Source organism: Proteus columbae (assembly GCF_009914335.1).
In the GTDB taxonomy this organism is placed as follows: Bacteria; Pseudomonadota; Gammaproteobacteria; order Enterobacterales; family Enterobacteriaceae; genus Proteus.
Map to the genome: position 1 here is coordinate 1,174,987 of NZ_CP043925.1, position 23,939 is coordinate 1,198,925.

A 23,939-nucleotide genomic window follows, 5' to 3' on the forward strand; every position below is an offset into this window, starting at 1 on the left:
TAAGTTCACAAACTAATAAAGGGATATCCGTATTTTTACAGGGATTATCCCTTTTTATCTTCTATCTTCCATTTTTTGCCTTGTTTGATATTCCCTTAATGGCGTTCAACTGTTTAAATACCACCACAAACAAAGCGTCAATTATTTACAAAGATAAAAAAGACATTAAGGATAGTGAATGAGTGGTTATGTTTATGCAGGGGTTCCCAGCTCTGCTGGGGTAATTCTTGGTGTTATTCTTCTTATTATGCTTTTTAAATGGCTACGCAAATTTGCTGTACAAGATAGTGAGTTGCAAAAACCATCAACAGCAGGGCAGGAGCCCATTTTATCTGAAGCAGAAAATACGTCAGGTCAGTTGTTACCCAATGAATGGGGTTTATATGTTGCAGCACCTTATGCCGCAATGAATGAGTGGGCATATAACGAATATGATCAAGGTAAAGATGATGGTGGATTATCAGCAGGTTGGGGAATTAACGACCGTTGGGATTTAGTCTATCAACTATTTTGGTTGCTCACTCAAGGTCACACCAATGATTTTTATCAGCTACGTGACCAAATTTTGGATGGTAAAGAAGACGATGTTCAGTCATTAAAAAATGATATTTTACTTTCTGAGTTAACTGAACACGATAAAAATGAGCGTTTATGGCAAATCGATATGATGAGCACAAATCGCATGAATATCCAAAATGTGAAATACCTTATTTGGGATCTCTGCCGTTTTAACAAGCTCTGTTTAGAAGGTTGCCAACAAGGATATATTACTCAACAAGAAGCCCAAACATGGTCATTAATGAGCGCATCAATGTTGCGTCGGATTTATGATGGTTGGGAAGATATGTGGAGAAACTTTATTGCAGCTCGTTGGTTTTGGGCCAGTGGCGATCAAGATTGGGTATCTTCTCATCAAGCTTTTACGGATGTTATACAAAATATTCTGAATGCTGCAGACACGTTGGCAACAGAAGAGAACTGGATCATGGAGCTACCTCCATTAGATTTAATGTCGTTTTCTCGTACCGTAGCGGGTCTTGGTTTGATGAAAAATGATGTACCAATGACGCTTGACGAAATTGAAGAAGCGATTAGTCAGCGTATTACATTAAAGCAGCTTAATAGCTAATAACTAACCCATAGCTAATAATGCGTTGAAAACCAATAGTGATATTGTGTTTTTATCGACAAAAAAACCGCACTTGCTGTTTATTGCAGATGCGGTTTTTTTATGAAAGTAGGTAATTAAATACTATTTAACGACTTGAGGTGATGCATTACGTTGCCCTAATTGTTGCAATGTTAACTCAATAGCTTTGCCTAATAGATGACGGTCGTGACGATAAGGAATATCTTTGGCTTCCAATTGAGCTTGTACAATTAATCGACCTTTCATCGATTCATATTGTGTTTCAGGGCTAATGATCACGGCATCTATGGTTTGTAAACCAATATAATTTTCCATCATGGCGATTTTATCAGACATCGTCATACTGGCAGCCGCAGGGCTTAGCTCTTTGCCTAAATTACCAATATAAATCGTTGTTGCACTGCTACGGCGTAATGCTTGTGCAAGCTCTGGTAGTAATAATAAAGGCATTAAACTGGTAAAAAAGCTACCGGGGCCAATTAAGATCAAATCGGCTTGTTCAATCGCTTCAATGGCTTCTCGTGTAGTCGGCACTTTAGGGTAGAGATCAAGCTTTTGGGGGATCTTAGGTAAAATATCAACATTGACCTCACCATAAATCTCATTTCCTTGGTCGTCTATCGCCATAAGGTCAACGGCTTGTTCAGACATAGGAATAAGGTGAGCATTCACTCTTAATAACCCGCGGATAAGATTAATGGCTTCTAAAGGTCGAACACTTAAGTTATCAAGAGCCTTAAGCATTAGATTACCTAAATTATGCCCTGCCAGTTCGCCTGTACCAGAAAAACGGTATTCAAACATCGCAGAAGCAACGGAAGGCTCAGTAATTAACTGATTAATACAATTGCGCATATCTCCCCACGCAATACCGCCTTCTTCTTGGCGAATACGGCCAGTAGAACCGCCATTGTCTGTTGTTGTAACAATACCAGTAAGACGAGAGCCTAAGTAGGAGAGTGCTGAAAGCACACGTCCAAGGCCATGACCACCACCAAGGGCAACAACACGATCTAAATCACTTAGCGTGCGATTTCGCATATTTGTTCTACTCATCTTTAAAAATTTGCCGCTAATTTATCACAATTAAATTTTAAGCCTATGATCACGACGTGATTTCATCACATTCCTAGTTTAATTTCACTTTTGATAGCCTAATATTTAATCAATGAAAGCGTTTTTACTTATGTTATTAGAGTGACTAAAGTGTCGTAAGTCGTTGTATTATAAATTATATAGCGAAAACATTATTCGCTTTTTGAAAAATTAGCAGGTAGAATCCACAATAAATATATAGGTATTAGAAACCTGTGAAAAACAGGTAAAGATTAACTCCTAGCCTTAATGTCTAAGTCATGTATTTACAAGATATGATGTTCTGGCCGTGACGAAACCAGTCACCAGGGTGCAAGGTAGAAATGCCAGCATCTCCCGATTTGGAAAGGTGTTACTATGCAACAACTCGTTGATGCGTTTTCCCGCAAATTTTTCTATTTACGTCTTTCAATTACAGACGTGTGTAATTTTCGTTGTACTTATTGCCTACCTAATGGTTATAAGCCTAACGGTCATAAATCATTTCTTTCGTTAGATGAAATCAGCAGACTGACACAATCTTTTGCCGCGTTAGGGACAGAAAAAATTCGCCTAACTGGTGGTGAGCCTACAATGCGTCGTGATTTTACTGATATTATCGCAACCATTAAAGACAATGCGGCTATCAAAAAAATCGCAGTTACAACAAATGGTTATCGATTGTCTCGTGATGTCGCTCAATGGCGTGATGCCGGTTTAAGTGCAATTAATGTGAGTGTTGATAGCCTCGATCCTCGTCAATTCCATGCTATTACAGGGCAAGATAAATTTAGCCAAGTAATGGAAGGTATTGATGCTGCATTTACCGCGGGTTTCGAAAAAGTAAAAGTTAACGTTGTGCTAATGCGCAATGTGAATGATAAAAACCTCCCAGATTTTCTTCGTTGGATCAAAGACCGACCTATCCAACTGCGTTTTATCGAGTTAATGGAAACGGGTGATGGTAGTGATATATTCAACCGCTTTCATTTGTCTGGTGAAGTGATTCGCCAGCGCTTACTCAATGAAGGTTGGTTACAAATTCCTCGCGCTCGTAGTGACGGGCCTGCTCAAGTATTTACCCATCCTGATTATCAAGGTGAAATCGGTCTTATCATGCCTTATGAAAAAGACTTTTGCCTAACCTGTAACCGTTTACGTGTTTCGGCCATTGGTAATCTCCATCTTTGCCTATTTGGTGAAAATGGTATTCCTTTACGCGATCTGCTTGCTGATGATAGTCAACAAGAAGCATTACAACAGCGTATCCAGGGTGGTCTTCTTCATAAACGAGAAACCCATTTTCTTCATCAAGGCGATAGCGGTATTACACCGAACTTATCTGTGATTGGTGGATAGTTTTTCGCTCTGTTATTTCGTTAATTTCAGGAGTTGTGCATGTCTCAACTAACTCATATTAATGCTGCCGGTGAAGCTCACATGGTGGATGTTAGCGCTAAAGCTGAAACAGTGCGAGAAGCGCGTGCTGAAGCCTTTGTTGAAATGTCGGCAGAAACATTAAGCATGATCACCGAAGGTAAACATCATAAAGGTGATGTATTTGCGACAGCAAGAATTGCAGGTATTCAAGCAGCAAAAAGAACATGGGAGTTAATCCCATTATGTCATCCGCTGTTATTAACTAAAGTCGAAGTGCGTTTAGAGGCACTCACTGGATCTAACCGCGTACGTATTGAATCTGTTTGCCGTTTAACGGGTAAAACAGGGGTTGAGATGGAAGCATTAACTGCGGCATCGGTAGCTGCGTTGACGATTTATGATATGTGCAAAGCTGTTCAAAAAGATATGGTGATAGGACCTGTACGTTTATTAGAAAAAACAGGTGGTAAATCAGGTCACTTTAAGGTGGAAGCATGATTAAGGTTCTTTTCTTTGCTCAAGTCCGTGAATTAGTGGGTGTTGATTCGCTTGAATTAGATTGTAAATACCACACAGTAGATGATTTACGTAACGCCTTAATTACTAAAGGTGATCGTTGGTCACTCGCATTAGAAGATGGCAAGTTACTCTCTGCGGTAAACCAATCCTTTGTTCAAGGCTCTCACGTTATTAATGATGGTGATGAAATCGCCTTTTTCCCACCTGTTACAGGAGGATAAGATGAGCGCATCAACTCGTATTTCAGTACAAACCGAAAATTTTAGTGTTGGTGATGAATACCAATGGCTTTCAGAGTGTGACAGCGATGGTGCTGTTGTGACATTTACGGGTAAAGTTCGTAATCATAATCTCGGTGATGAAGTAAGTACACTCACGCTTGAACACTATCCAGGAATGACTGAAAAAGCACTAACAGATATTGTGAATGAAGCTCGCTCTCGTTGGCCTTTACAGCGTGTAAGTGTTATTCACCGCGTTGGAACTTTGCATATTGGTGAAGAGATAGTGTTTGTTGGTGTCACCAGTTCTCATCGCAATAGTGCATTTGAATCTGCTGAATTTATTATGGATTTCTTAAAAACACGCGCACCATTTTGGAAAAAAGAAGGTCTTTCTGAAAACAACGACAGATGGGTTGATGCACGCCAAAGTGATTATGACTCGGCTGAGCGCTGGGAATAAATCATCACACTGAATTAAACGCTACATTACTTTACTTAAATTTATTTTATGGTGACATTTCATACAGTTTAATTCGTGGAAATGTAAAATCAGTGTGATAAAATTAAATTCTAATGAGTCCATAATGGACTTTTTACTGAAATAAACGTTATTGTTAAACCTAACGTTATCACTATGATTAAAGGGTAATCATCATGGATCGATTTTCACGTTCAAATGATTCAATCGTACAGCGCACAGGTTCTGGCCTACAAACCTTTATGGCTCAAGTTTATGGTTGGATGACTGTAGGTCTGTTACTCACTGCGTTTGTTGCACTCTACGTTGCATCAAGCGAAGCATTATTATCAATGATTTTTTCTAGCAAGGTCGTCTTTTTTGGTCTGATCATTGCTCAATTAGGGTTAGTTTTCGTGTTATCTGGTATGGTTCATAAAATGAGTGGCGCAATGGCAACCTCATTGTTTATGCTCTATTCCGTGCTAACCGGTGTGACTATCTCAAGCGTATTACTGGTTTATACCGCATCTTCAATTGCTAGCACTTTCTTTATTTGTGCAGCGATGTTTGGTGCATTAAGTGTTTACGGTTACACGACTAAGCGTAGCTTAACGGGTATGGGTAGCTTCCTGTTTATGGGGCTTATCGGTATTATTATTGCTTCTATCGTGAATATCTTTATGCAAAGCTCAATGATGAGCATGGTTATCTCTTACGCTGGTGTGTTGATTTTCGCAGGTTTAACTGCTTATGACACACAAAAATTAAAAGATATGGGTAATGAAATTAACCAAGAAGATAAAGAAAATATGCGCCGTTACTCAATTATGGGTGCATTAACGCTTTATTTAGATTTCATCAACTTGTTCTTAATGTTACTGCGTATTTTAGGCGACCGTCGTTAATTTTAACGGTATCTACGGATAAACGTAGTTTAAAAACAGCATAAAAAATAAATCCCATAACTTTTATAAGTTGTGGGATTTTTTTTGCATTTATTAAGAGAGTTTTTCTGTCGCACATAATTGAAATAGAATGAAGTTTAATTATCTCGTAACCAAGGCGTAATAGTTAAACCTACTAAAAACCGACAACAAAGAGAACGTGAACACCAGAAATAAAAGGAATCATAATATTCCCCTTATTGTTAAGTTAACCACTGTTTCAATATATTAATAATAATAGGTGAAAAGCTTTCTAGTTTTCCATCATCATTAGGTTTTGCTAGTTCTATGATTAAAGCATTAAGTAAATCATCATCTTCTAATCCTTCACTAGGATCAATTCCATTGATAAATAGAATTTGTTCAATAGCGTTTTTTCTTTTACTGATTAATAAGTTATTGGGAAGAGTGCTAGAGCCTAAATTCAATATTTCAATTGCCTTTTCAGCACGGGAAGTTACACCATTAACTCTACCACTAATTGAAAACTGTAATTCAGTCTCCCGCTCATCCATAAGTGGAGTAAGGGGAAGTGCGTGATGTTGATGAGAATCGCCGCATTGTTTCTTAGCATTGCAACTGGCGATAAGATTAGAGAACTCAAGCGTTTTATTTTATGCTAATTGTTGAGGTTCGATATGTTCATTGTGGCAGTCATGAATTGATGTTATTTGCTGACAACAATGACCACATAAATAGAACTGCTCTTCTAGCAATACTTCTCTTATTTCTGTTCGAATTTCTGGGGTTAAATCAGCGTATTTTTTATGTTTATTTTGCCTTTTCCATTGAGTTAAACTTGTGGGTTCATAATTATTTCTTGTTCTGTATTTTTAGTGAGTATTTCACGATATGATGAAGTAAAAGATTTAATATTATCAGTAATGTACGAACTCATAAGATTACTTTCTGCATGTTTGCGTACTTTTGATAATTTTAATGATATTTCATTGAGTGGGTATCTTTCTCCACTATTCTTTCCCAATTCTTTTTTTTCAAAAGAAATTATGCATTCTAACGCTGAAATATTAATCTTAGATTTATCAATAGATTTACCCTGAGCATTCTTATCTTCTAACTTTGCTACAAATCAACTTAAACCTGTTGCAATCGCATCTAAAATACTGGTTTTACCCGAACCATTATTACCAATAAATACAGTAATATTTGAGCCATTCTTGTTGCCATCTTTTGTGGCTAACGTGATGTCGGCATCAGTAAAAACACCATAATTTTCAAGTCGTAGTTTGCTGATTTGCATATTGCACGCCTATTGATTTTTTCTTTGGTATCAGTCTATTAGAGTTAGTTATCAAAGTACAGATTTTAAGCTATCTTCCTTTGGAAAAGATAATAGGCAATGCTACCCGTTCCTACTGCAATCACCAATAAAGGCCATAAACTGTGCCATATAACAGTGATGTCGGCATTTTTAAGGTAAATCTGTTTTGTGATATCGGTGAAATGGCGAATTGGGTTTATCCATGTGGCATGTTGTAGCCAAACGGGCATGTTTTCTACGGGGGAAATATAGCCAGATAATAAAACAGCGGGCATCATAAACACGAAGACACCAATAAAAGCTTGTTGCTGTGTCGAGCTTAATGCGGATATTAGTAAACCAAAACCCACCAGCGATAAGCCATAAATCAGCATGGTAAAGTAAAACAGCAATAGTGAGCCAGAAAAGGGAATTTGATAACCAAATATACCAATAATTAACACGATAGTGCCTTGAATGGCAGCAACGACCATTGCTGGAACGGCTTTACCGACAAAGATTTGCCATGTTGAGAGAGGCGAAACTAACAGTTGATCTAACGTGCCTTGTTCGCGCTCTCTAGCAACAGAAAGTGAAGTCACAATCATGACGCCAATGGTAATAATTAATGCGACTAAAGAGGGCACAATAAACCATTTGTAATTTAAATTCGGGTTATACCAATTACGAACAACAAGTTCTGTTTTATTCAGTAAAGAAGGTGTATTGCCTGCTAATTCAGTTTGATAGTTTTGTACGATTTGCTGTACATAATTAGCGGCAATTTGCGCACTATTAGAATTTCGACCATCTAGGATTATTTGTAATTTAACAGGGACATGGCTTTCTAAATCAGCGCTAAAATTCTGTGGAAAACGAACTAATAAAAGCGCTTTACGATTATCAATAGTCTTTTTTATTTCATGTTCATTTTTAAGCAAAAGAGTTTGAGAGAATGCACTTGCTTTGGCGATACGCTGGGTTAACTCAATAGATTGTTTACCATTATCTTCATCAAAAATGGCAATAGAGGCATTGGTAACATCTAATGTTGCGGCAAATGGAAATAAGATCATCTGAAAGATAACTGGCATTATTAAGATAATACGAGTTTGAGGCTCTTGTAATAATGACTGTAACTCTTTCATTATCAGGGTGAGAAGACGATAAAACATAAATACTCTCCCTTTAATCTAATCGACGTCGTGTTGCTAACGCCGTTAAGCCAATAAAGAATATGGCAGAAACGATCAACAACCACATATCTAACATTAATATCAATGGAATATCGCCAGCTAAAAATAGTGTTTGCAAACTACTCACAAAATAACGCGCAGGAATAAAATAGGTCACCACTTGAATAAAAAATGGCATGCTATCAATTTCAAAAACAAAGCCTGATAACATAATTGCAGGCAAAAATGCAGCATTTAACGAAATCATCGCGGCATTAAATTGATTACGCGTTAGTGTGGAAATAAGTAATCCCATGCCTAAAGCAGTAGCTAAAAAGAGCGACGTAATGCCACCTAAAATCCACAATGATCCCCGATAGGGCACACCAAGCACAAATACAGTGACTACCATACATAGCACCATGACAAAACTCCCTAACACTTGGTAAGGAATAAGTTTTGAAAGAAGAAGCTCAGTGCGTGTAATTTGAGTGGAAAGTAAGGCTTCCATAGTGCCTCTTTCCCATTCACGAGCAATCACTAACGAGGTAAGAATAGCCCCAACTACCGTAATAATAATGGTGACGGCACCTGGAATAATATAGTGCTGACTAATTGCCGCAGGGTTAAACCAATAGCGAGGTTCGATTTCAATTAATGGCGTCGTATCAATACCCTTGCTGATAGCTTGTTGTTGTAACCAAATTTGCCAAACCCCTTTTGTGTAAGCTTGTACAAAGTTTGCCGTATTAGGCTCACTGCCATCGGTGATCACTTGAATGGGGGCTTTAGTATCTTGGCGAGCAAGTAATTCAGCAAAATTAACAGGAATAACCACAATGCCGCGAATTTGCCCCGCCTGCATTTTATCGATTAATAATTGTCGATTATCGCTAATAGTTGCATTGATATAGGGTGAATTCGTGAAGGTGTAAACAAGCTCTTGTGCTGGTTGGCTTTGTTGATTAGTTAAAATGCCAATATTTAATTTGCTTGAGTCTAAATTAATGCCATACCCAAAAATAAACAGCAAAGTAAGTGGGATAACAATAGCAATTAGGGCACTGCTGGGATCACGAGTAATTTGCTTTGTTTCTTTTAAACACAGTGCGTATAAACGTCGCCAAGAAAAGCGGGCATGAGATGATTGAGCTGAATTATGCATGTTTTTCGCTCCCTTTATCATTTTCACTTTCAAGTTTTTTATCGTAATCCAGCACTAAACCAATAAAGGCATCTTCCATTGATGGGGTTGGATTATCTTTGCTGGCAACCATTTTTTTCAGAGAATCAGGCTCGCCAGCTGCAATGATTTTTCCTCGATAAACCAAACCAATGCGATCGCAATACTCTGCTTCATCCATAAAGTGAGTGGTAACCATCACGGTCACTCCTTTATCCACCATGCCATTAATATGTAGCCAAAACTCTCTTCGCGTTAATGGGTCAACACCTGATGTAGGCTCATCTAAAAAGAGAATATCAGGCTCGTGCATTAATGAGCATGCAAGGGCAAGGCGTTGTTTATAACCTAAAGGTAAGGTTTCAGTGATTTGATTCACCATCGGCTGTAAACCAAAGGCAGTTATCATATCGTTGATTTTATCGCGTTGTTGTTTGCCATGTAAGCCATAAACACCTGAGAAGAATTTCAAGTTTTGTCCCACTTTAAGGTTGCCATAAAGTGAGAATTTTTGTGCCATATAACCTAAATGTTGACGCGCTTTTCCAGAGCTCTCTTTCAAGTCCATACCTAGCACAAGGGCTTTACCGCTGGTGGGGACTAATAAACCACACATCATTTTAAAGGTTGTCGATTTACCTGCCCCGTTAGGGCCTAATAAACCGAAAATTTCACCACGTTTAACTTGGAAATCGACATGATCAGTCGCTGCAAATTGACCAAACATTTTGGTTAACTGTTGCGCTTCAATCACGGTCTCATTAGGAGCGGGGGGGATCTGAGGCATAATTTCAGCTAATTCAGATTTATGAGAAGGACCGCCTCCTAATAAATCTATAAAAGCATCTTCAAAGCGAGGTGTAGCAGGAATAAGCTTCGTATCAGATTTACCCAAAGCGCTTAGTAATTCAGTTTGATTACTCTGTTTTTTCAGGATCAAACGAACGGATTGTCCTTGAATAACACCATCAGTAACTTGAGGTTGAATAATGGCCTGTTGTAATACTTTTCTACGCTGATGACCTTCAACATTAAGTAGAAAAGAGCGACCTGCCATTTTTGCTGTTAAATCTTGAGGAATACCACTATAAAGTAGCTCTCCTTTGTTAAGTAAGAGAATGTTTTTACATTGCTCTGCTTCATCAAGATAAGAGGTGCTCCATAGTATCAACATGCCATCGCTGGCCAAAGCATGCACCATTTGCCAAAGCTCACGGCGTGCAATGGGATCGACACCCACGCCTGGCTCGTCAAGAAGCAGAACTTTAGGACTACCTAATAAAGTACAAGCCAGCCCAAGCTTTTGTTTCATGCCTCCAGACAGATTGCCTGCAAGGCGAGATGTAAAGCGAGTGAGATCAGTAAATGTCAGTAGTTGTTGATAAACTTTTTTACGCTCTTCACCCACGACATTTTTTAAATCAGCATAAAGATTGAGGTTTTCTAATACTGTTAAATCTTCATACAGACCAAATTTTTGTGGCATATAGCCAAGAATAGCTCTGACATCGACACTCTGTTTTTGTGGATCCATTCCTAAAATACGAATATCACCAGCATCAGGCTTTAATAAGCCTGCAAGCATACGAATTAAGGTTGTTTTGCCTGCGCCATCAGGGCCAACTAAACCCGTCACAGAGCCACCTGTAATGGTGGCTGTTAATGACGAAACAGCGGGGTTTTCCAGTCCTGTAAAGTGTTTTTCAACACCGAGAAGTTCGATAGTGTAATCAGCGAGTCCCATTTTTCCTCCACACTTAATGAGAGGAAGCAAATTTTAAGGTGACAGGCATACCTTGGCGTAATGCGTCATCAGCATCCGTCACAACTACTCTGAGGCGATACACTAAATCGGTTCTTAACTCCGGTGTTTCAACACTTTTTGGGGTAAATTCGGCTGTTGGTGAAACAAATCCAATCGTACCATGATAAGGCTTATCTTTACGTCCATCGGTGTATAGATAAACTTCTCGATTAGGAACAGCTTCGCTTAAGTGAGTTTCACTGATATAAGCTCTGACCCAAACAGGGTTAGTTAATGACACCGTAAATACAGGGCTTCCAGCAGATAATATTGTGCCGGGTTCTACCGCTCGAGTTAGCACAGTACCTTGTGATGGAGAGATTAGTTGCGTGTCTTGGAGGTTTAATTCAGCTTGCGCAACAGCGGCTTTAGCTTGCATAACTTGTCCTTTCGCCGCATCAATGTCTTCTTTTCGATAACCATTTTGATACTGATTGAGCTTATCTTGTGCCGCTTTTAAGGCCGCCGCCGCTTGATTGCGATTATTTCTTGCGCTATCTAACTCATTGGCTGAGATGGCTTTTCGGTTAGCAAGATCTTGCTGGCGTTTATAAAAGTTTTCTGCGTATTGCCAAGCGGCTTGCTTTAATGATACATCAGATTGAGCTTGCGCGATTTCTTCAGTGCGATATCCCGCTTCCATTAAAGCTAGCGAAGCAATTGCACTATCACGCTCACCATAAGCTTTATTTAGTGCATTGCGATAGGGCGCATCATCAAGCTTGCCTAATAATTGCCCTTTTTGGACAGGGGCTCCTTCATCAACTTGTAATGTGTCTAATCTTCCAGCAACACGAAAACTAAGGTTGACTGTACGTATATCGACATTGCCATAGAGTACTAATTCAGACTCTTTGTTTTCTTCGTAATAATAGATACCTGCAACAATACCGATAATAATCATTAAGATAATAAACAAACTGACTTTTTTAGTTTTCATAATAACTCTATTTATGCGTGATGGGTGTTAGTATAAATCTCTCTTAATCCATTGAGTAATAAAGTAATATGAGTTTTTAAGGTGTTGGAAATAATCTGATACTCATTTTTACCAATTCTATCCCATCCAGTTTGTCTTAGGATAGTTTCCCTGACTAAACGAAATGATAGCACTTCTCCCAATATAGCGTGAGTATGTAACATGGTTGTAGGTAGTGCAGCATCTAAACCAATATAAATAGCTAATAGCTTGTTTACACGCGTTAAAAGAGGCGATAACGCTTGCTGGTGGATCAAGGAATATGCTTCGGTTGGAACAAGCTGTTCCCTTGCCATAATGCGACTAAGATGAATATTTTCTTTATCAAGCACAAGACGAGCATATTGTAAAAAACTATCTGTAATAAGCGTTTGCAGTAATGGGAGGTGTTCTACTGGGTTAGGTCGTTCAAGAAATTCGTCAAGAATGACCACTGTCGGTTCAAAATCAAGGCGAATAAGATCAGCAATATGTTGTGCAACGGCGAGATATAGCCCTTCTTTGGAACCAAAATAATAAGCGATAGCGGCAATATTTTGTTGAGCAGCTTGTGCAATTTGGCGTGTTGTGGCGGCATCTGGCCCATTTTTACCAAAGATCTCACATGCCGCTTCCAATAATTGTCGTTTTGCTAGTTCACCGCGCGTTGTCTTCTGGTGGATGTCTGACATGATAGAAGATACCTTACTTAAGTAAAATGTAACAAAACCAATGATATTAAAAACAGCGATAACAAGGCGTATTATATTAGATGATATTGAACAATAGGGAAAATTTGTGATAAATAATCGAATAAAGCTGATGTGTAATAAAAAAAGTGTAATCTATTATTGAAAATTATTTTTGTATTCTGAATATAGCAAAAACTGTTAGAATAGGTGTTATTAGGTTAACCTAACAAGATTCATTCTCTTTCATCACTGTCTATACCTAGAAATGATAGTACCTATAGAGTAATAATGCCTATAGACTGACAGTATGAAAGCCCGTCATTTTTAATTTCAATCACCGTGTTATACGTTCTGGTTGTAGGAGACTACTGTTTTGACCGATTTTACATCGCTTGGTTTAAGTGAGGCGCTTCTCCGCGCTATTGATGAACAAGGGTATAAAACCCCAACCCCTATTCAACAGCAGGCGATTGAGCCGATTTTGGCGGGTAAAGACGTATTAGCGAGTGCGCAAACAGGCACAGGTAAAACAGCAGCTTTTACATTACCAATACTGGAAAAGTTATCTCAATCAGCAGTAAAAACAAAAGGTCGTCAACCAGTTAAAGCGCTGATTTTGACACCAACGCGCGAGCTTGCGGCTCAAATTGCTGAAAACGTAAAAGCGTATAGCCGTTATATTCCTATTCGTTCGTTAGTCGTTTTTGGTGGTGTGAGCATTAATCCACAAATGATGAAGTTACGTGGTGGTGTTGATGTACTGATTGCAACTCCTGGACGTTTACTCGATCTTGAACATCAAAATGCGGTTGACCTTTCTCGCGTTGAAGTTTTAGTGCTTGATGAAGCTGATCGTATGTTAGACATGGGTTTTATCCACGATATTCGCCGTGTGATCAATAAATTACCGAAAAAACGTCAAAACTTACTGTTTTCAGCGACGTTCTCTAAAGAGATCACGGGTCTTGCTAATTCACTATTAAATAACCCTGTGAGTATTTCAGTTGCGCCAAAAAACTCGGCTGCTGAATCTGTTGATCAATATGTTCATTTAGTGGATAAAAAACGTAAAACAGAGTTGTTATCACACTTAATTGGCTTAGAAAATTGGCCACAAGTGCTTATTTTTACACGTACTAAACACGGGGCGAATAAGCTTGCTGAACATTTAAATGCCGATGGTATTAAATCAGCTGCTATTCATGGCAATAAAAGCCAAGGTGCGAGAACGCGTGCTTTAGCTGACTTTAAAGACGGCAAATTAAAAGCGTTAGTAGCAACAGATATTGCGGCTCGAGGTCTTGATATCGACCAACTGCCTTATGTGGTCAATTTTGAATTACCGCAAGTGGCAGAAGATTATGTTCACCGTATTGGTAGAACGGGTCGTGCTGCTGCAACGGGTAAGGCTATTTCACTTGTTTGTGTTGATGAACATGGTTTATTAGCTGATATTGAACGTCTATTAAAACGTGAAATTCCACGTTTAGCATTAGAAGGTTACGATCCTGATCCTTCAATTAAAGCGGCTCCTTTACATAAAAAATCAAAGAATAATGCACCGCGTAGAAGTGGTGGTCGTGCAGATATTCGCGGTAAAGATAATCGCAACAATAGTCGTAAAGAGGGCGATAGCGAAGGTAAAGAGTCTGGACGTAATAAAAGCAAAGAAAACTACCGTAATAAAGATGGCTCTCGTACCGGAAAATTAGGGCCTCGCCGTTCACGTAAAAGTGATGAAGGTAGTGATAATCAAAGCCCTTGGTCAAAAGCTAGAAAAGAGTTTTGAGGTTAAAAAGTGCGAGTTCTATTAGCGCCAATGGAGGGGGTTTTAGACCCCCTTGTGAGAGAATTACTCACTTCGATTAACGATTACGATCTCTGTATTACAGAGTTTGTACGAGTTGTAGACGCATTACTGCCAACGAAAGCGTTTTATCGCTTATGCCCTGAATTGCAGACAGAAAGCCGCACTAAAAGTGGAACTCTGGTGCGAGTGCAATTATTAGGACAACATCCACAATGGTTGGCTGAAAATGCCTTTAGAGCTGTTTCTTTAGGCTCTTGGGGCGTTGATTTAAACTGCGGTTGCCCTTCAAAAACTGTTAATGGCAGTGGCGGTGGAGCTTCACTTTTAAAACAGCCAGAAACGATTTATCAAGCCACAAAAGCGATGCGTAATGCTGTACCTTTAGAATTGCCAGTATCTGTTAAAGTGAGACTAGGCTGGGATTCTTCAGCGTATAGCCATGAAATTGCAGATGCCGTGGCACAAGGTGGTGCAACAGAAATCACTGTTCATGGCAGAACAAAAGAAGATGGTTATAGCGCGGAAAAAATTAATTGGCAGGCCATTGGTGAGATCCGCCAAAGACTCTCAATTCCTGTGATTGCTAATGGTGAAATTTGGAACCGTGAAGACGCATTAGCCTGCTTAGCCACAACAGGTTGCGATGCGATAATGATTGGTCGTGGTGCAATGAATACCCCTAACTTAAGCCGAGTTGTAAAAGGCATAGAAGCTAGAATGCCATGGTCAGAGGTCATCCAACTATTAAAGCGCTATGTTCGTTTAGAAAAGCGCGGTGATACGACGATTTATCATGCATCACGTATTAAGCAGTGGTTTAGCTATTTACGCAAAGAGTATCCAGAAGCCGATGAGTTATTTAGGCAAATTCGAACACTAAAAACCTCGCCAGAAATCGCGGTAGCAATAGAAGCGTTGTAATTTAAAAATCATTTTATTCGATAAAAAAATAGTGCTAATTAATCAGCGCTATTTTTTTGTTTGTTAAGTCATAATCTTTCTGTTTATCTTAAATATAATGTTACTTATCTCCAATAGTTGGAAAAAATAACTATTTCGACTTACACTCAATAAGTGACATTTTTAGGTATGTTGTTTATATCATGACTATTTTTAGGGGGAAATATGGGAATTATTGCTTGGATTATCTTTGGTTTGATCGCGGGTATTTTAGCGAAATTCTTAATGCCTGGCTCTTATGATATTGGTCTGATATGGACTTGTATTCTGGGTATTGTCGGTGCCGTTGTGGGTGGTGCAATTAGTAGCTTCTTTGGTAAAGGTAAAGTAGACGGATTTAATTTTGGCAGCTTTGTGGTTGCGGTTATTGGTGCCATTGTTGTGCTCTATCTTGCAAAGATATTTGCAAGTTAATACTTTCACGCCAAACAGAGAGTGATAATAAACCCGCGTAATGCGGGTTTACTTTTTTAAGGCAAAAGCTGATTAAATTAGCATTCACAAGGGAGGGCACTTTCAGCGCCCCATTGCGCCCAAGAGCCGTCATAAAGTGCAATAGATTGGCAACCGAGTACCGTTAACGCTAAAAATAAAATAGCTGCAGTCATGCCTGAGCCACAAGTAACAATGATTGGCTGTGATAAATCCACGCCTGCTTGCTCAAATATTTGTTTCAGTTCAGCATTATCTTTTAATTGCCCATCAGTCACTAATTCATTCCAAGGCACATTTTTACTGCTGGGAATATGTCCACTGCGCAAACCAGGGCGAGGTTCTGGTGCTCTACCATAAAATCTGTCTGCCGAACGAGCATCTATCATCTGTTTTTGCTTGGTATTGAGATTATCAAGAAGCTGTTGTTTATTGGCATAACGTTGAGTATGACGCTCAACCACAAAAGGCGAAGTTGCTGGCGTAGCAATGCCTTCACCTTGTTGGATTTCAAATCCAGCATCAATCCAAGCTTGTAATCCACCCGCTAAAATACGCACATTGCGACAACCTAATGTTGTGAATGTCCACCAGCCTCGTGGCGCTGAAAATAAATTACCTTGATCATAAATAATGACAGTAGTGGTATTAGAAATACCTAATTGCGTCAACGTTTCTGAAAATAGTGCATCAGAAGGTAGCATATGGGGTAGTGACGTGGTTTTATCGGCGACTTCATCAAGATCAAAAAAATGCGCATGCGGAATATGACGTTCAAGATAAAGTGCTGAATAGTCAATGTCTTGTGTTGGCATCGGCGCACTGACATCAAGGATCACAAGGTCGCTATCATTTTGATGTTCAAATAGCCATTGGGGCGTGACAAAGTAATCATATTCCATAGTGCAACCTCATTTATTTTGTGGAAGGTGAGCTGTCGGGTATTGCTGGAAATTGTTGTGTCGGCGAAGTTTCAGGTTGAGCTTGTTTGTTTTCTATTGGTGTAGTTGAACGGGTATAAATATTTAATCCCGCAAGGAAAACGCCACCGATAGAGCCAAAAGCAAGTAGTGCGATAACAACGATAATTATTTTTTTCATAATGTTCATTTGCAGATGAATGTTGCGCAAAAGTATATCGAGATATGAGGTTGAAACAAGCGCTAAGTCTCCAGATTGAGGAAAAATACAGAATAAAGGAGAGGCGTTCTATCGCGTTAAATAGGGTGAATAGAGATGTAAAAAAGGCTATTTACCTTTATAAATAGCCTTAATTACAGTACAAGTTGTGTTAATGGTTTCAATCAAAGGTTACAGTCAATGATAAGAAAAACCCCTTAAACTCAGGAGTAAATGAGTTTAAGGGAAAGGGGTAACGCAACTTAAGACTTCATTTAAAATACAACTCAATTTTTATGAGTAAAGGAACCAGAATGTCATTGCTAAGTTCACAATGGCTGCCACAGCCATAGGAATAGCGGTTCGTTTAACTATTTGGAATGGTGAAACATTCGCAATACCTGCAATGGCGACAATGGCTGCGGTAATCGGTGAAACAGTACGACCAAAGCTTGTCATAATTTGCATAGGTAGAATTAAGGTAATGACATCCACTTTTAAGAAAGCCGCTATTTTCGGTGTTAAGGCTGCAAATGAGAAGAAGGCAGCATTACCAGAGCCCATTAAGAATGCGGCTAAGGCAAGAATGGCACTCATCACAAGGATCATGGCGACAACACCGAAACCTGCATCTTGAGCAGAGCTAATAAGTGTATCGACTGCACCACTTTTTAATAAACCATTAGCAAAAAACTCACCCGATACAATTAACGATACCACTAAGACAAATTGCTTACCCATTCCTTCAAAAAACAGCATAAAGCTATTCATTACTGCCTTTGCATCACGTAAACGAACATATTCAAAGAGAAGTGCAATCACTGTACTGATAACCATCGCTGTGGTGACTTCTAATTTAATATAAGGGTGTAATAAAGGACTAAAGCCAATAATGAGTACCAAAGGGATCACGGGTAATAAGGCATAAGACAGTGGAATTTTGTTTCCTTCTTCTTTAACTGCATCAATAGTGGTTGGATCAAAAACAAATCCTTCACGTTTATCCCACCAGCGTTGAATAAAGAAATGGGTAATCGCAACAGCAATAATAATAGGAATAGTAATAGGTAACTGGTGCTGAACAAAATAAACGGCAGGTTCAATATCCGCAGTTTTTGCTGCCATAATGACGTTACCAGAGCCGGGACCATGGTCGATAAACTGGCAGCATCCAATAACCGCTAAAGCAGAAAGTGGGCTAATGCCAGAACGAATTAATATTGGATACATGGTGACCATTAATAGCATTCCCAAACCAGCATGACTTGGAATAAAAATAACCAAGATTTGGGTAACTAAAAATGAAATAACCAAAAGTAAATAAGGCGATTTAATTGCTTTTAAAGGTTTTTCAAAAATAGCAAATAAAGCACGGCTTGCGCCAACGTGTTCCATATAACGAGAGAAACCCGCAATAGCCATTAATGTTAAGCCCAGTCCCGCTAAGCGAGAACTCATAATATCCGTAAAGATTTGGAAAATATCAAAATACTTAAATTGTGTTGATTTATTTTCTGGTAGTAACGGATTAAGATCGAGAGAAGCAGTTAGGAGCAGTAGCAATAAGCCCCCGAGTAATAATACTGGCTGAGGTTTATAACCTCTAGCCAGTAGATAAACCACCAACGCGGTTACCAGCGCGGCAATGATTAAACCTGTCATAATAAATTCCCTAGTAGTGACGCAATAATATTGTTGTTATTTATTTAATGCTGAGAACGCTTGTGTAATGTCTGCAATTAAATCCTCAGTTGCTTCAAGCCCGATATGTAAACGAACAAAAGGACCGTGGCCTTTATGCCAATCAGAGGCGCTTCTTGCTCCTGCAACATTGGCAGGTAAAGCAAGGCTTTCAAATCCACCCCAAGATGCACCGATACCAAAAAGTGTAAGAGCATCAATAAATTGTTCTGATTGTTTGGCGGTATAACCTTGTTTAAATTCAATGGTTAATAAACCGTTGCTGCCTTTACAATCACGTTTCCATAAATCATGACGAGGGTGATTAGGTAATTCAGGGAACCATACTTTTTCAACTTCAGGGCGTGTTTCTAGCCATTGCGCAATAGCAAGAGCAGATTTGCCATGAGCTGCAATACGCTGTCCCAGTGTTCTCATACCACGAAGCACTAATGCTGCATCATCAGGGCTGCTGGCTTGACCTAATGCTTCAGGCAATGCACCAATTTTTTCCCATGCTTTTTCATTCGCAACCATAATTCCCATCATCACATCAGAGTGGCCGCATAAATATTTAGTCGCTGCAATAACTGAGACATCAGCACCTAATTCCAGTGGGTTATAAAGCCATGCAGAGCCCCAAGTATTATCAACACCAACAGGAATATTTCTTTCATGCGCAATACGGCAGATTTCAGGTAAGTCGAGCATTTCATAAAGTAATGAACCCGGTGATTCGACAAAAATAAGCTGTGTATTGTCTTGAATTTTTTGCTCAAAATCTGAACCATCTGTTTTAAAGAAGCTATAAGCAATGTTATTGGGTTCAAGAAAAGCAGAGGCAATTTTACGCACGGGTTCATAAACAGAATCTGCAAATAAAACATGACCACCACTGCGTGCATATCCCATAATGGTTACAGCGATAGCTGCCAATCCAGTAGGGAACAGTTGAGCGCGATGGCCACCTTCTAGCTCAGTTACTAAAGCTTCCAGTGCAAAAGCGGTTTCAGTACCACGAGCGCCGTAACTCAATACGCGCTCTGTTGCACGACGATCACGGACATCACGCCAGCTTTTAATAGAATCAAAAACAATGGTGCTGGCTCTCATAACGGGTGGATTAACTGGACCTGAGGTTTTAATTTCTTGGCGTCCACTGTGTATCAGTTTTGTTTGTTTATTTTGTTTCATTATTAATATCTCCAAATATAGAAATAGAGTTCCCCGGTAATTAAATAAAACCTTTAATTACTTTTTTCTCTGCGCTTATTCTGTTTCTATTATTTATAACAAACTTATTTATTTTTAAAATAGCTCTTTTTAAAAAAAGATGATCTTCATCTAATTTTTTAGCATTAATTATTCTAATTAAATCTTAAATAACATTTAAGATTCAAAAGTTATAACTAATAAATAAAGAGTTATTTGTAACACATTGAATTAATGTTATTTTTTGATTGATTAGAAATTTTTTAATTTAGATTAAAATTATCAAAGTGTTTTTTTAGAGATTATATTGCATAAATAAAATAACAATCTAACAAGTCGTTTGATTAAAAAAACGATTTTTTTATTATTCTTTTAACAGGGGAAATAATTATGGGAACCAGCGTTTTTGATTCGGTTTTATTAAAGAATTTATGGTCAACAGAAGAAATGAGAACTATTTTTTCTGATAAAACAAGAATGCAAAATTGGCTTGATTATGAAGCGGCATTAGCCATAGAACAAGCAGAATTAGGGTTGATCCCAAAAGAGGCAGCAAACGTTATTGCAGACACCGCAAAGCTTGAAAAGCTCGATATGGATTATGTATTAGAACAAGTGCGTTTGACTCGCCATCCATTAGTGCCAACTATTCGTGGTTTAGAACATGCTTGCCCTGAACATTATGGTGAATATGTTCACTTTGGACCAACCACACAAGATGTGATTGATACAGGTCTTGTACTGCAACTTAAAGATGCTCATCATACTTTCCTTCGTGATATCAAAATATTAGGTCGTTCGTTATTATCACTAAGTGAAAAACACCGAAATACACCCATGGTAGGGCGTACATTAGCATTACAAGCACTGCCAATCACTTTTGGTCATAAAACTGCAATTTGGTTAACAGAATTAGCCCGTCATTATCAACGTCTTAAAGAAATTGAACCGCGTTTATTTGTGGGAAGTGTCGTCGGAGCGGTGGGCACAAAAGCCTCTTTAAGTGATAAGGCTGATGAATTAGAAGCGCGTGTATTAAAACGTTTAGGTTTAGGTGTGCCTGAAATTTCATGGCAACCTGCACGTGATAGATTTAGCGAATACGGCATGTTGATTGGCTTAATTAGCGGTACATTAGGTAAAATTGCCAATGAAATTTTGATATTAGCACATAACGAAATTGATGAATTATCAGAGCCTTTCAGCAAAGGACAAGTCGGTTCTTCAACGATGCCTCATAAACGCAATCCAGCTATTGTTGAAAATGCCGCTTGTGTCAGCAATACCTTAAAAGCAAACCTTTCTGTTTTAACCGATATGATGAAACATCAACATGAGCGTGATGGTGCAATCTGGAAAATGGAATGGAAAATCATGCCAGAACTGTGTCTGATGCTGTCTGTTATTTTTGATAATATGAAAACAGTATTAGGCGGGTTAAATGTTCATGTTGAAAAAATGCGCAAAAATATGGATATTTTGGGTGGCTTTATGCTGGCTGAACGCGTGATGTTTGCATTATCTGATAAAGCAGGTAAACAAACGGCACATGAAATTGTGTATGAAGCATCAATGTCAGGGCAAGAAGAGGGCATTACTTTCGTAGAAGCAATTAATCGTGATACACGTATTCGTGATCATATTACGCAAGAAGAACTTGATGCATTGTTAGATCCAACGACTTATGTGGGTAATGCGCCAGCTCAGGTTGATCGCGTTGTTGCACAAACCAAAGCCTCTGGCTGGTTAAATGACTAAGTGAATTAATTACCTCCAACCTTCTTATTATCTAAAAGCCGGTGATATTGCTGGCTTTTTCTTATCAATTTCGAGGTTTTTATGACATTGAGTCAGCAGTTAGCCCAATTTATTACCACAACCACATTTTCTGATTTACCTGCTCAAGTTGTTAGCCGAGCTAAAATTCATTTATTAGATACATTAGGTGTCGCTTTGGCTGGCAGTGTGCAGCAAAGTGCAATTCAAGGGCGACAAGGTGTTGCTTTTTTACCTGATAGTCAAGGTGATATCCCTATTTGGGGAAGTTCACAAACGGCAAATACAACCGTGGCAGCTCTTGCCAATGGAATTGCAGCACATGCTTTAGATTTTGATGATACACATACCGATTCCATTACACATGGTAGTGCAGTATTAACACCAATTGCTTTTTCATTGGGTGAATCTATCGGTGCATCATCACAAGATATTTTAACGGCGTGGGTGATTGGCTGGGAAGTCGCGGCGAGAGTAGGCTTAGCAAGCCATAGTGGATTTCATCAGCGTGGTTTTCATGCCACCGCAATTGCTGGTATTTTTGGCGCAACGGCTTGTGCCGCTTCACTATTAAAATTGACGCCTGAACAAACTGTGAATGCATTAGGGTTAACAGGAAGCCAAGCAGCTGGAGTGGCTGAATATCTTACTAATAGCTCATCTTCTAAATGCTTTCATGCGGGATGGGCTGCGCAATCAGGTATTATCGCCGCATCATTAGCAAAAGGTGGAATGACAGGCCCTGAAACAATATTTGAAGGTCGGTATAGCCTTTATCAAACCCATGGTATTCGAGAGCAAGCGCAACCAGAACAAGTCGCATTGGGATTAGGTGAAGTATGGGAATTTTTAAATGTTTCTATTAAGCCTTATCCGGTGTGCCATTTTGCTCATGCAACGGTTGATTGTGGGCGTAATTTGCTGAAAAAAGGGATCACCGCTGATGATATCGAGAGTGTCGAGTGCGTTGTCGATCCAGTAGCTGCTGCCTTGATTTGTGAGCCACCTGAAACAAAATGGGCGCCTCAAACAGCTTATGGCGCTAAATTTAGTTTGCCGTGGTTATTTGCTGCGGGTTTTTTAGATAATGCATTAACGCTATCTTCATTATTACCTGAAAACCTCCAACGGGAAGATATTCAATCGTTAGCGAAGCGTGTAAGTTATCGTTATCCCGAAAAAGGAGAAATTCCATTTCCTACTTATTTTCCCGGGTTAATTTTCGTGACATTAAAAAATGGCGAAAAGATCACGGAGAGATTAGATATTCAGTATGGTAACCCGAAGAATCCAATGATAGATAAAGATGTGATCAGTAAGTTTTACGATAATGCATCTTTGGTGATAGAAGCTGAACAATCGGCACAATTAGTTGAGAAAATACTGCATTTCGACAATGTAACTATTTCAGAAATAACACAATTATTACGTGTTAAAAAATAGAAGGTTAAGCTGAAATCGTATAAACAAGATTATTGTGTGAAGGATTGGTTTTATCTGCCAATCCTTTATCTATTGTCTTGCACACATAAATTCAGATGTACAAACTATCTTTTCTCCAATTTTCACCGTACCTGAAAAGCTAACAATAGTGCGTCGCTGTCGGCGAAACTGGATCTCAATAAGTAGCTGATCGCCTGCTTTTACTACGTCATAAAACCGAGCATTCTTTATGCTGGCAAAATAACATTGCTGATCCTCACTCATAGGTGAAAGGTAGTAATGTGCAAGAATGCCCGAAGCTTGAGCCATGCTTTCAAGGAGTAATAAAGGTGGGTAAAACTCGCCAAAAACAACGGTGTCATTGGTTGTGACATTTTTAATGGCTGTTAATTTGCCACTGGCAAGTTCAGCGGGCGTAGAAATAACGCGATCAATTAATAAGAATGGATAACGATGAGGCAATATTTCCATTATTTCACTGACGGAAATGGGCATATATTTTCTCCTCGTTGTGATGATAGAACAAATAGGCTTTTTACAATAAAGGTGGCTATTATTCCATTCTTATTCAATATGGTACAGTATTGGGCTATGTTTTAGCGAAGAAATTTTGGTTAAGTGAATAACAAAGACCAGAATAGGAAAAATCCAGTCTTTGTTACTTCTCATTTTTTGATGAGTTA

24 protein-coding genes and 1 riboswitch are annotated in these 23,939 nt (G+C 38.9%); of the genes, 11 read left to right on the plus strand and 13 right to left on the minus strand.

The genetic code is table 11. The features are described 5' to 3' along the window. Positions 1-178 precede the first annotated feature (178 nt). On the plus strand, positions 179-1,129 hold the full coding sequence (locus F1325_RS05440; protein ID WP_160230089.1) for a DUF1266 domain-containing protein: 951 nt from the start codon (positions 179-181) through the stop codon (positions 1,127-1,129). Between the two features lie 123 nt (positions 1,130-1,252). On the opposite strand, the gene yvcK is transcribed toward F1325_RS05440, so the two are convergent. Next, entirely contained in the window at positions 1,253-2,191 is a 939-nt protein-coding gene (gene yvcK / locus F1325_RS05445) for a uridine diphosphate-N-acetylglucosamine-binding protein YvcK (RefSeq protein WP_109373982.1), read from the minus strand. Between the two features lie 279 nt (positions 2,192-2,470). Next, a riboswitch (molybdenum cofactor riboswitch) is annotated at positions 2,471-2,613 on the plus strand. On the opposite strand from yvcK, the gene moaA reads away from it, so the two are divergent. The 5 genes from moaA to F1325_RS05470 all read left to right on the plus strand — a co-directional run bounded on the left by moaA (position 2,603) and on the right by F1325_RS05470 (position 5,712). Further along, complete coding sequence (gene moaA / locus F1325_RS05450; RefSeq protein WP_109373983.1) at positions 2,603-3,583, plus strand: GTP 3',8-cyclase MoaA; 981 nt, start codon at positions 2,603-2,605, stop codon at positions 3,581-3,583. (Overlaps the previous riboswitch by 11 nt.) Before the next feature lie 39 nt (positions 3,584-3,622). Then, positions 3,623-4,102: a cyclic pyranopterin monophosphate synthase MoaC gene (moaC, locus tag F1325_RS05455; RefSeq protein ID WP_023581221.1), complete on the plus strand. Its 480-nt coding sequence runs from the start codon at positions 3,623-3,625 to the stop codon at positions 4,100-4,102. Continuing rightward, positions 4,099-4,344 carry a molybdopterin synthase sulfur carrier subunit gene (gene moaD / locus F1325_RS05460; protein ID WP_160230090.1) on the plus strand — a complete coding sequence of 82 codons (246 nt, stop codon included), beginning with the start codon at positions 4,099-4,101 and terminating at the stop codon, positions 4,342-4,344. Before moaC ends, moaD begins: the two co-directional genes overlap by 4 nt. A 1-nt stretch (position 4,345) precedes the next feature. After that, positions 4,346-4,807, plus strand: a complete 462-nt coding sequence (gene moaE / locus F1325_RS05465) for a molybdopterin synthase catalytic subunit MoaE (RefSeq protein WP_098943826.1) — start codon at positions 4,346-4,348, stop codon at positions 4,805-4,807. A 194-nt stretch (positions 4,808-5,001) separates the two neighbouring features. Further along, the gene (locus F1325_RS05470) at positions 5,002-5,712 is read left to right on the plus strand and encodes a Bax inhibitor-1/YccA family protein (protein ID WP_109373985.1); all 711 of its coding nucleotides are present in this window, start codon (positions 5,002-5,004) and stop codon (positions 5,710-5,712) included. 242 nt (positions 5,713-5,954) lie between these two features. On the opposite strand, the gene F1325_RS19235 is transcribed toward F1325_RS05470, so the two are convergent. The 7 genes from F1325_RS19235 to cecR form a co-directional block, all read right to left on the minus strand. After that, the gene (locus F1325_RS19235) at positions 5,955-6,266 is read right to left on the minus strand and encodes a hypothetical protein (protein WP_208797907.1); all 312 of its coding nucleotides are present in this window, start codon (positions 6,264-6,266) and stop codon (positions 5,955-5,957) included. A gap of 575 nt (positions 6,267-6,841) precedes the next feature. Beyond that, positions 6,842-7,012 (minus strand): AAA family ATPase, encoded by a 171-nt coding sequence (locus F1325_RS05480; protein WP_160230091.1) that lies wholly within the window; start codon positions 7,010-7,012, stop codon positions 6,842-6,844. A gap of 65 nt (positions 7,013-7,077) precedes the next feature. After that, the gene (locus F1325_RS05485; protein WP_160230092.1) at positions 7,078-8,187 is read right to left on the minus strand and encodes an ABC transporter permease; all 1,110 of its coding nucleotides are present in this window, start codon (positions 8,185-8,187) and stop codon (positions 7,078-7,080) included. Positions 8,188-8,200: 13 nt separating this feature from the next. Next, complete coding sequence (locus F1325_RS05490; protein ID WP_109373988.1) at positions 8,201-9,352, minus strand: ABC transporter permease; 1,152 nt, start codon at positions 9,350-9,352, stop codon at positions 8,201-8,203. After that, a complete protein-coding gene (locus tag F1325_RS05495; RefSeq protein ID WP_109373989.1) occupies positions 9,345-11,114 on the minus strand; it encodes an ATP-binding cassette domain-containing protein in 1,770 nt (589 codons plus the stop codon). The genes F1325_RS05490 and F1325_RS05495 overlap by 8 nt, the downstream gene beginning before the upstream one ends. A 13-nt stretch (positions 11,115-11,127) precedes the next feature. After that, on the minus strand, positions 11,128-12,114 hold the full coding sequence (gene hlyD, locus F1325_RS05500; RefSeq protein ID WP_160230093.1) for a secretion protein HlyD: 987 nt from the start codon (positions 12,112-12,114) through the stop codon (positions 11,128-11,130). A gap of 11 nt (positions 12,115-12,125) precedes the next feature. Further along, on the minus strand, positions 12,126-12,824 hold the full coding sequence (gene cecR / locus F1325_RS05505) for a transcriptional regulator CecR (protein ID WP_109373991.1): 699 nt from the start codon (positions 12,822-12,824) through the stop codon (positions 12,126-12,128). Between the two features lie 373 nt (positions 12,825-13,197). On the opposite strand from cecR, the gene rhlE reads away from it, so the two are divergent. The 3 genes from rhlE to F1325_RS05520 all read left to right on the plus strand — a co-directional run bounded on the left by rhlE (position 13,198) and on the right by F1325_RS05520 (position 16,008). Then, positions 13,198-14,613, plus strand: coding sequence for an ATP-dependent RNA helicase RhlE (gene rhlE / locus F1325_RS05510; RefSeq protein WP_109373992.1), 1,416 nt, complete (start codon positions 13,198-13,200; stop codon positions 14,611-14,613). Positions 14,614-14,622: 9 nt separating this feature from the next. Further along, positions 14,623-15,555 (plus strand): tRNA dihydrouridine(16) synthase DusC, encoded by a 933-nt coding sequence (gene dusC, locus F1325_RS05515; RefSeq protein WP_109373993.1) that lies wholly within the window; start codon positions 14,623-14,625, stop codon positions 15,553-15,555. Between the two features lie 204 nt (positions 15,556-15,759). Continuing rightward, entirely contained in the window at positions 15,760-16,008 is a 249-nt protein-coding gene (locus F1325_RS05520) for a GlsB/YeaQ/YmgE family stress response membrane protein (protein ID WP_075672760.1), read from the plus strand. 77 nt (positions 16,009-16,085) lie between these two features. On the opposite strand, the gene sseA is transcribed toward F1325_RS05520, so the two are convergent. The 4 genes from sseA to metC form a co-directional block, all read right to left on the minus strand. Beyond that, positions 16,086-16,928, minus strand: coding sequence for a 3-mercaptopyruvate sulfurtransferase (gene sseA / locus F1325_RS05525; protein ID WP_109373994.1), 843 nt, complete (start codon positions 16,926-16,928; stop codon positions 16,086-16,088). Positions 16,929-16,941: 13 nt separating this feature from the next. Beyond that, on the minus strand, positions 16,942-17,127 hold the full coding sequence (locus tag F1325_RS05530) for a hypothetical protein (RefSeq protein ID WP_100159496.1): 186 nt from the start codon (positions 17,125-17,127) through the stop codon (positions 16,942-16,944). Positions 17,128-17,439: 312 nt separating this feature from the next. Beyond that, a complete protein-coding gene (dcuC, locus tag F1325_RS05535; protein ID WP_109373446.1) occupies positions 17,440-18,807 on the minus strand; it encodes a C4-dicarboxylate transporter DcuC in 1,368 nt (455 codons plus the stop codon). 36 nt (positions 18,808-18,843) lie between these two features. After that, a complete protein-coding gene (gene metC, locus F1325_RS05540; protein ID WP_109373447.1) occupies positions 18,844-20,019 on the minus strand; it encodes a cystathionine beta-lyase in 1,176 nt (391 codons plus the stop codon). Positions 20,020-20,427: 408 nt separating this feature from the next. On the opposite strand from metC, the gene purB reads away from it, so the two are divergent. Together purB and F1325_RS05550 are read left to right on the plus strand one after the other, a co-directional pair. Next, positions 20,428-21,795, plus strand: a complete 1,368-nt coding sequence (purB, locus tag F1325_RS05545) for an adenylosuccinate lyase (RefSeq protein ID WP_160230094.1) — start codon at positions 20,428-20,430, stop codon at positions 21,793-21,795. Positions 21,796-21,876: 81 nt separating this feature from the next. Further along, positions 21,877-23,256 carry an MmgE/PrpD family protein gene (locus tag F1325_RS05550; RefSeq protein ID WP_109373449.1) on the plus strand — a complete coding sequence of 460 codons (1,380 nt, stop codon included), beginning with the start codon at positions 21,877-21,879 and terminating at the stop codon, positions 23,254-23,256. 69 nt (positions 23,257-23,325) lie between these two features. On the opposite strand, the gene fabZ is transcribed toward F1325_RS05550, so the two are convergent. Beyond that, complete coding sequence (gene fabZ / locus F1325_RS05555; RefSeq protein WP_160230095.1) at positions 23,326-23,751, minus strand: 3-hydroxyacyl-ACP dehydratase FabZ; 426 nt, start codon at positions 23,749-23,751, stop codon at positions 23,326-23,328. Positions 23,752-23,939 lie beyond the last annotated feature (188 nt).

Coding starts and splice junctions, on each gene's coding strand:
- yvcK (WP_109373982.1), bottom strand. CDS start 2,191: ATGCGAAATCGCACGCTAAGTGATTTAGATCGTGTTGTTGCCCTTGGT.
- moaA (WP_109373983.1), top strand. CDS start 2,603: ATGCAACAACTCGTTGATGCGTTTTCCCGCAAATTTTTCTATTTACGT.
- F1325_RS05530 (WP_100159496.1), bottom strand. CDS start 17,127: ATGAAAAAAATAATTATCGTTGTTATCGCACTACTTGCTTTTGGCTCT.
- cecR (WP_109373991.1), bottom strand. CDS start 12,824: ATGTCAGACATCCACCAGAAGACAACGCGCGGTGAACTAGCAAAACGA.
- sseA (WP_109373994.1), bottom strand. CDS start 16,928: ATGGAATATGATTACTTTGTCACGCCCCAATGGCTATTTGAACATCAA.
- fabZ (WP_160230095.1), bottom strand. CDS start 23,751: ATGCCCATTTCCGTCAGTGAAATAATGGAAATATTGCCTCATCGTTAT.
- F1325_RS05440 (WP_160230089.1), top strand. CDS start 179: ATGAGTGGTTATGTTTATGCAGGGGTTCCCAGCTCTGCTGGGGTAATT.
- F1325_RS05495 (WP_109373989.1), bottom strand. CDS start 11,114: ATGGGACTCGCTGATTACACTATCGAACTTCTCGGTGTTGAAAAACAC.
- moaE (WP_098943826.1), top strand. CDS start 4,346: ATGAGCGCATCAACTCGTATTTCAGTACAAACCGAAAATTTTAGTGTT.
- F1325_RS05520 (WP_075672760.1), top strand. CDS start 15,760: ATGGGAATTATTGCTTGGATTATCTTTGGTTTGATCGCGGGTATTTTA.
- hlyD (WP_160230093.1), bottom strand. CDS start 12,114: ATGAAAACTAAAAAAGTCAGTTTGTTTATTATCTTAATGATTATTATC.
- F1325_RS05470 (WP_109373985.1), top strand. CDS start 5,002: ATGGATCGATTTTCACGTTCAAATGATTCAATCGTACAGCGCACAGGT.
- metC (WP_109373447.1), bottom strand. CDS start 20,019: ATGAAACAAAATAAACAAACAAAACTGATACACAGTGGACGCCAAGAA.
- moaD (WP_160230090.1), top strand. CDS start 4,099: ATGATTAAGGTTCTTTTCTTTGCTCAAGTCCGTGAATTAGTGGGTGTT.
- F1325_RS05485 (WP_160230092.1), bottom strand. CDS start 8,187: ATGTTTTATCGTCTTCTCACCCTGATAATGAAAGAGTTACAGTCATTA.
- F1325_RS05490 (WP_109373988.1), bottom strand. CDS start 9,352: ATGCATAATTCAGCTCAATCATCTCATGCCCGCTTTTCTTGGCGACGT.
- F1325_RS19235 (WP_208797907.1), bottom strand. CDS start 6,266: ATGGATGAGCGGGAGACTGAATTACAGTTTTCAATTAGTGGTAGAGTT.
- dcuC (WP_109373446.1), bottom strand. CDS start 18,807: ATGACAGGTTTAATCATTGCCGCGCTGGTAACCGCGTTGGTGGTTTAT.
- F1325_RS05550 (WP_109373449.1), top strand. CDS start 21,877: ATGACATTGAGTCAGCAGTTAGCCCAATTTATTACCACAACCACATTT.
- F1325_RS05480 (WP_160230091.1), bottom strand. CDS start 7,012: ATGCAAATCAGCAAACTACGACTTGAAAATTATGGTGTTTTTACTGAT.
- purB (WP_160230094.1), top strand. CDS start 20,428: ATGGGAACCAGCGTTTTTGATTCGGTTTTATTAAAGAATTTATGGTCA.
- moaC (WP_023581221.1), top strand. CDS start 3,623: ATGTCTCAACTAACTCATATTAATGCTGCCGGTGAAGCTCACATGGTG.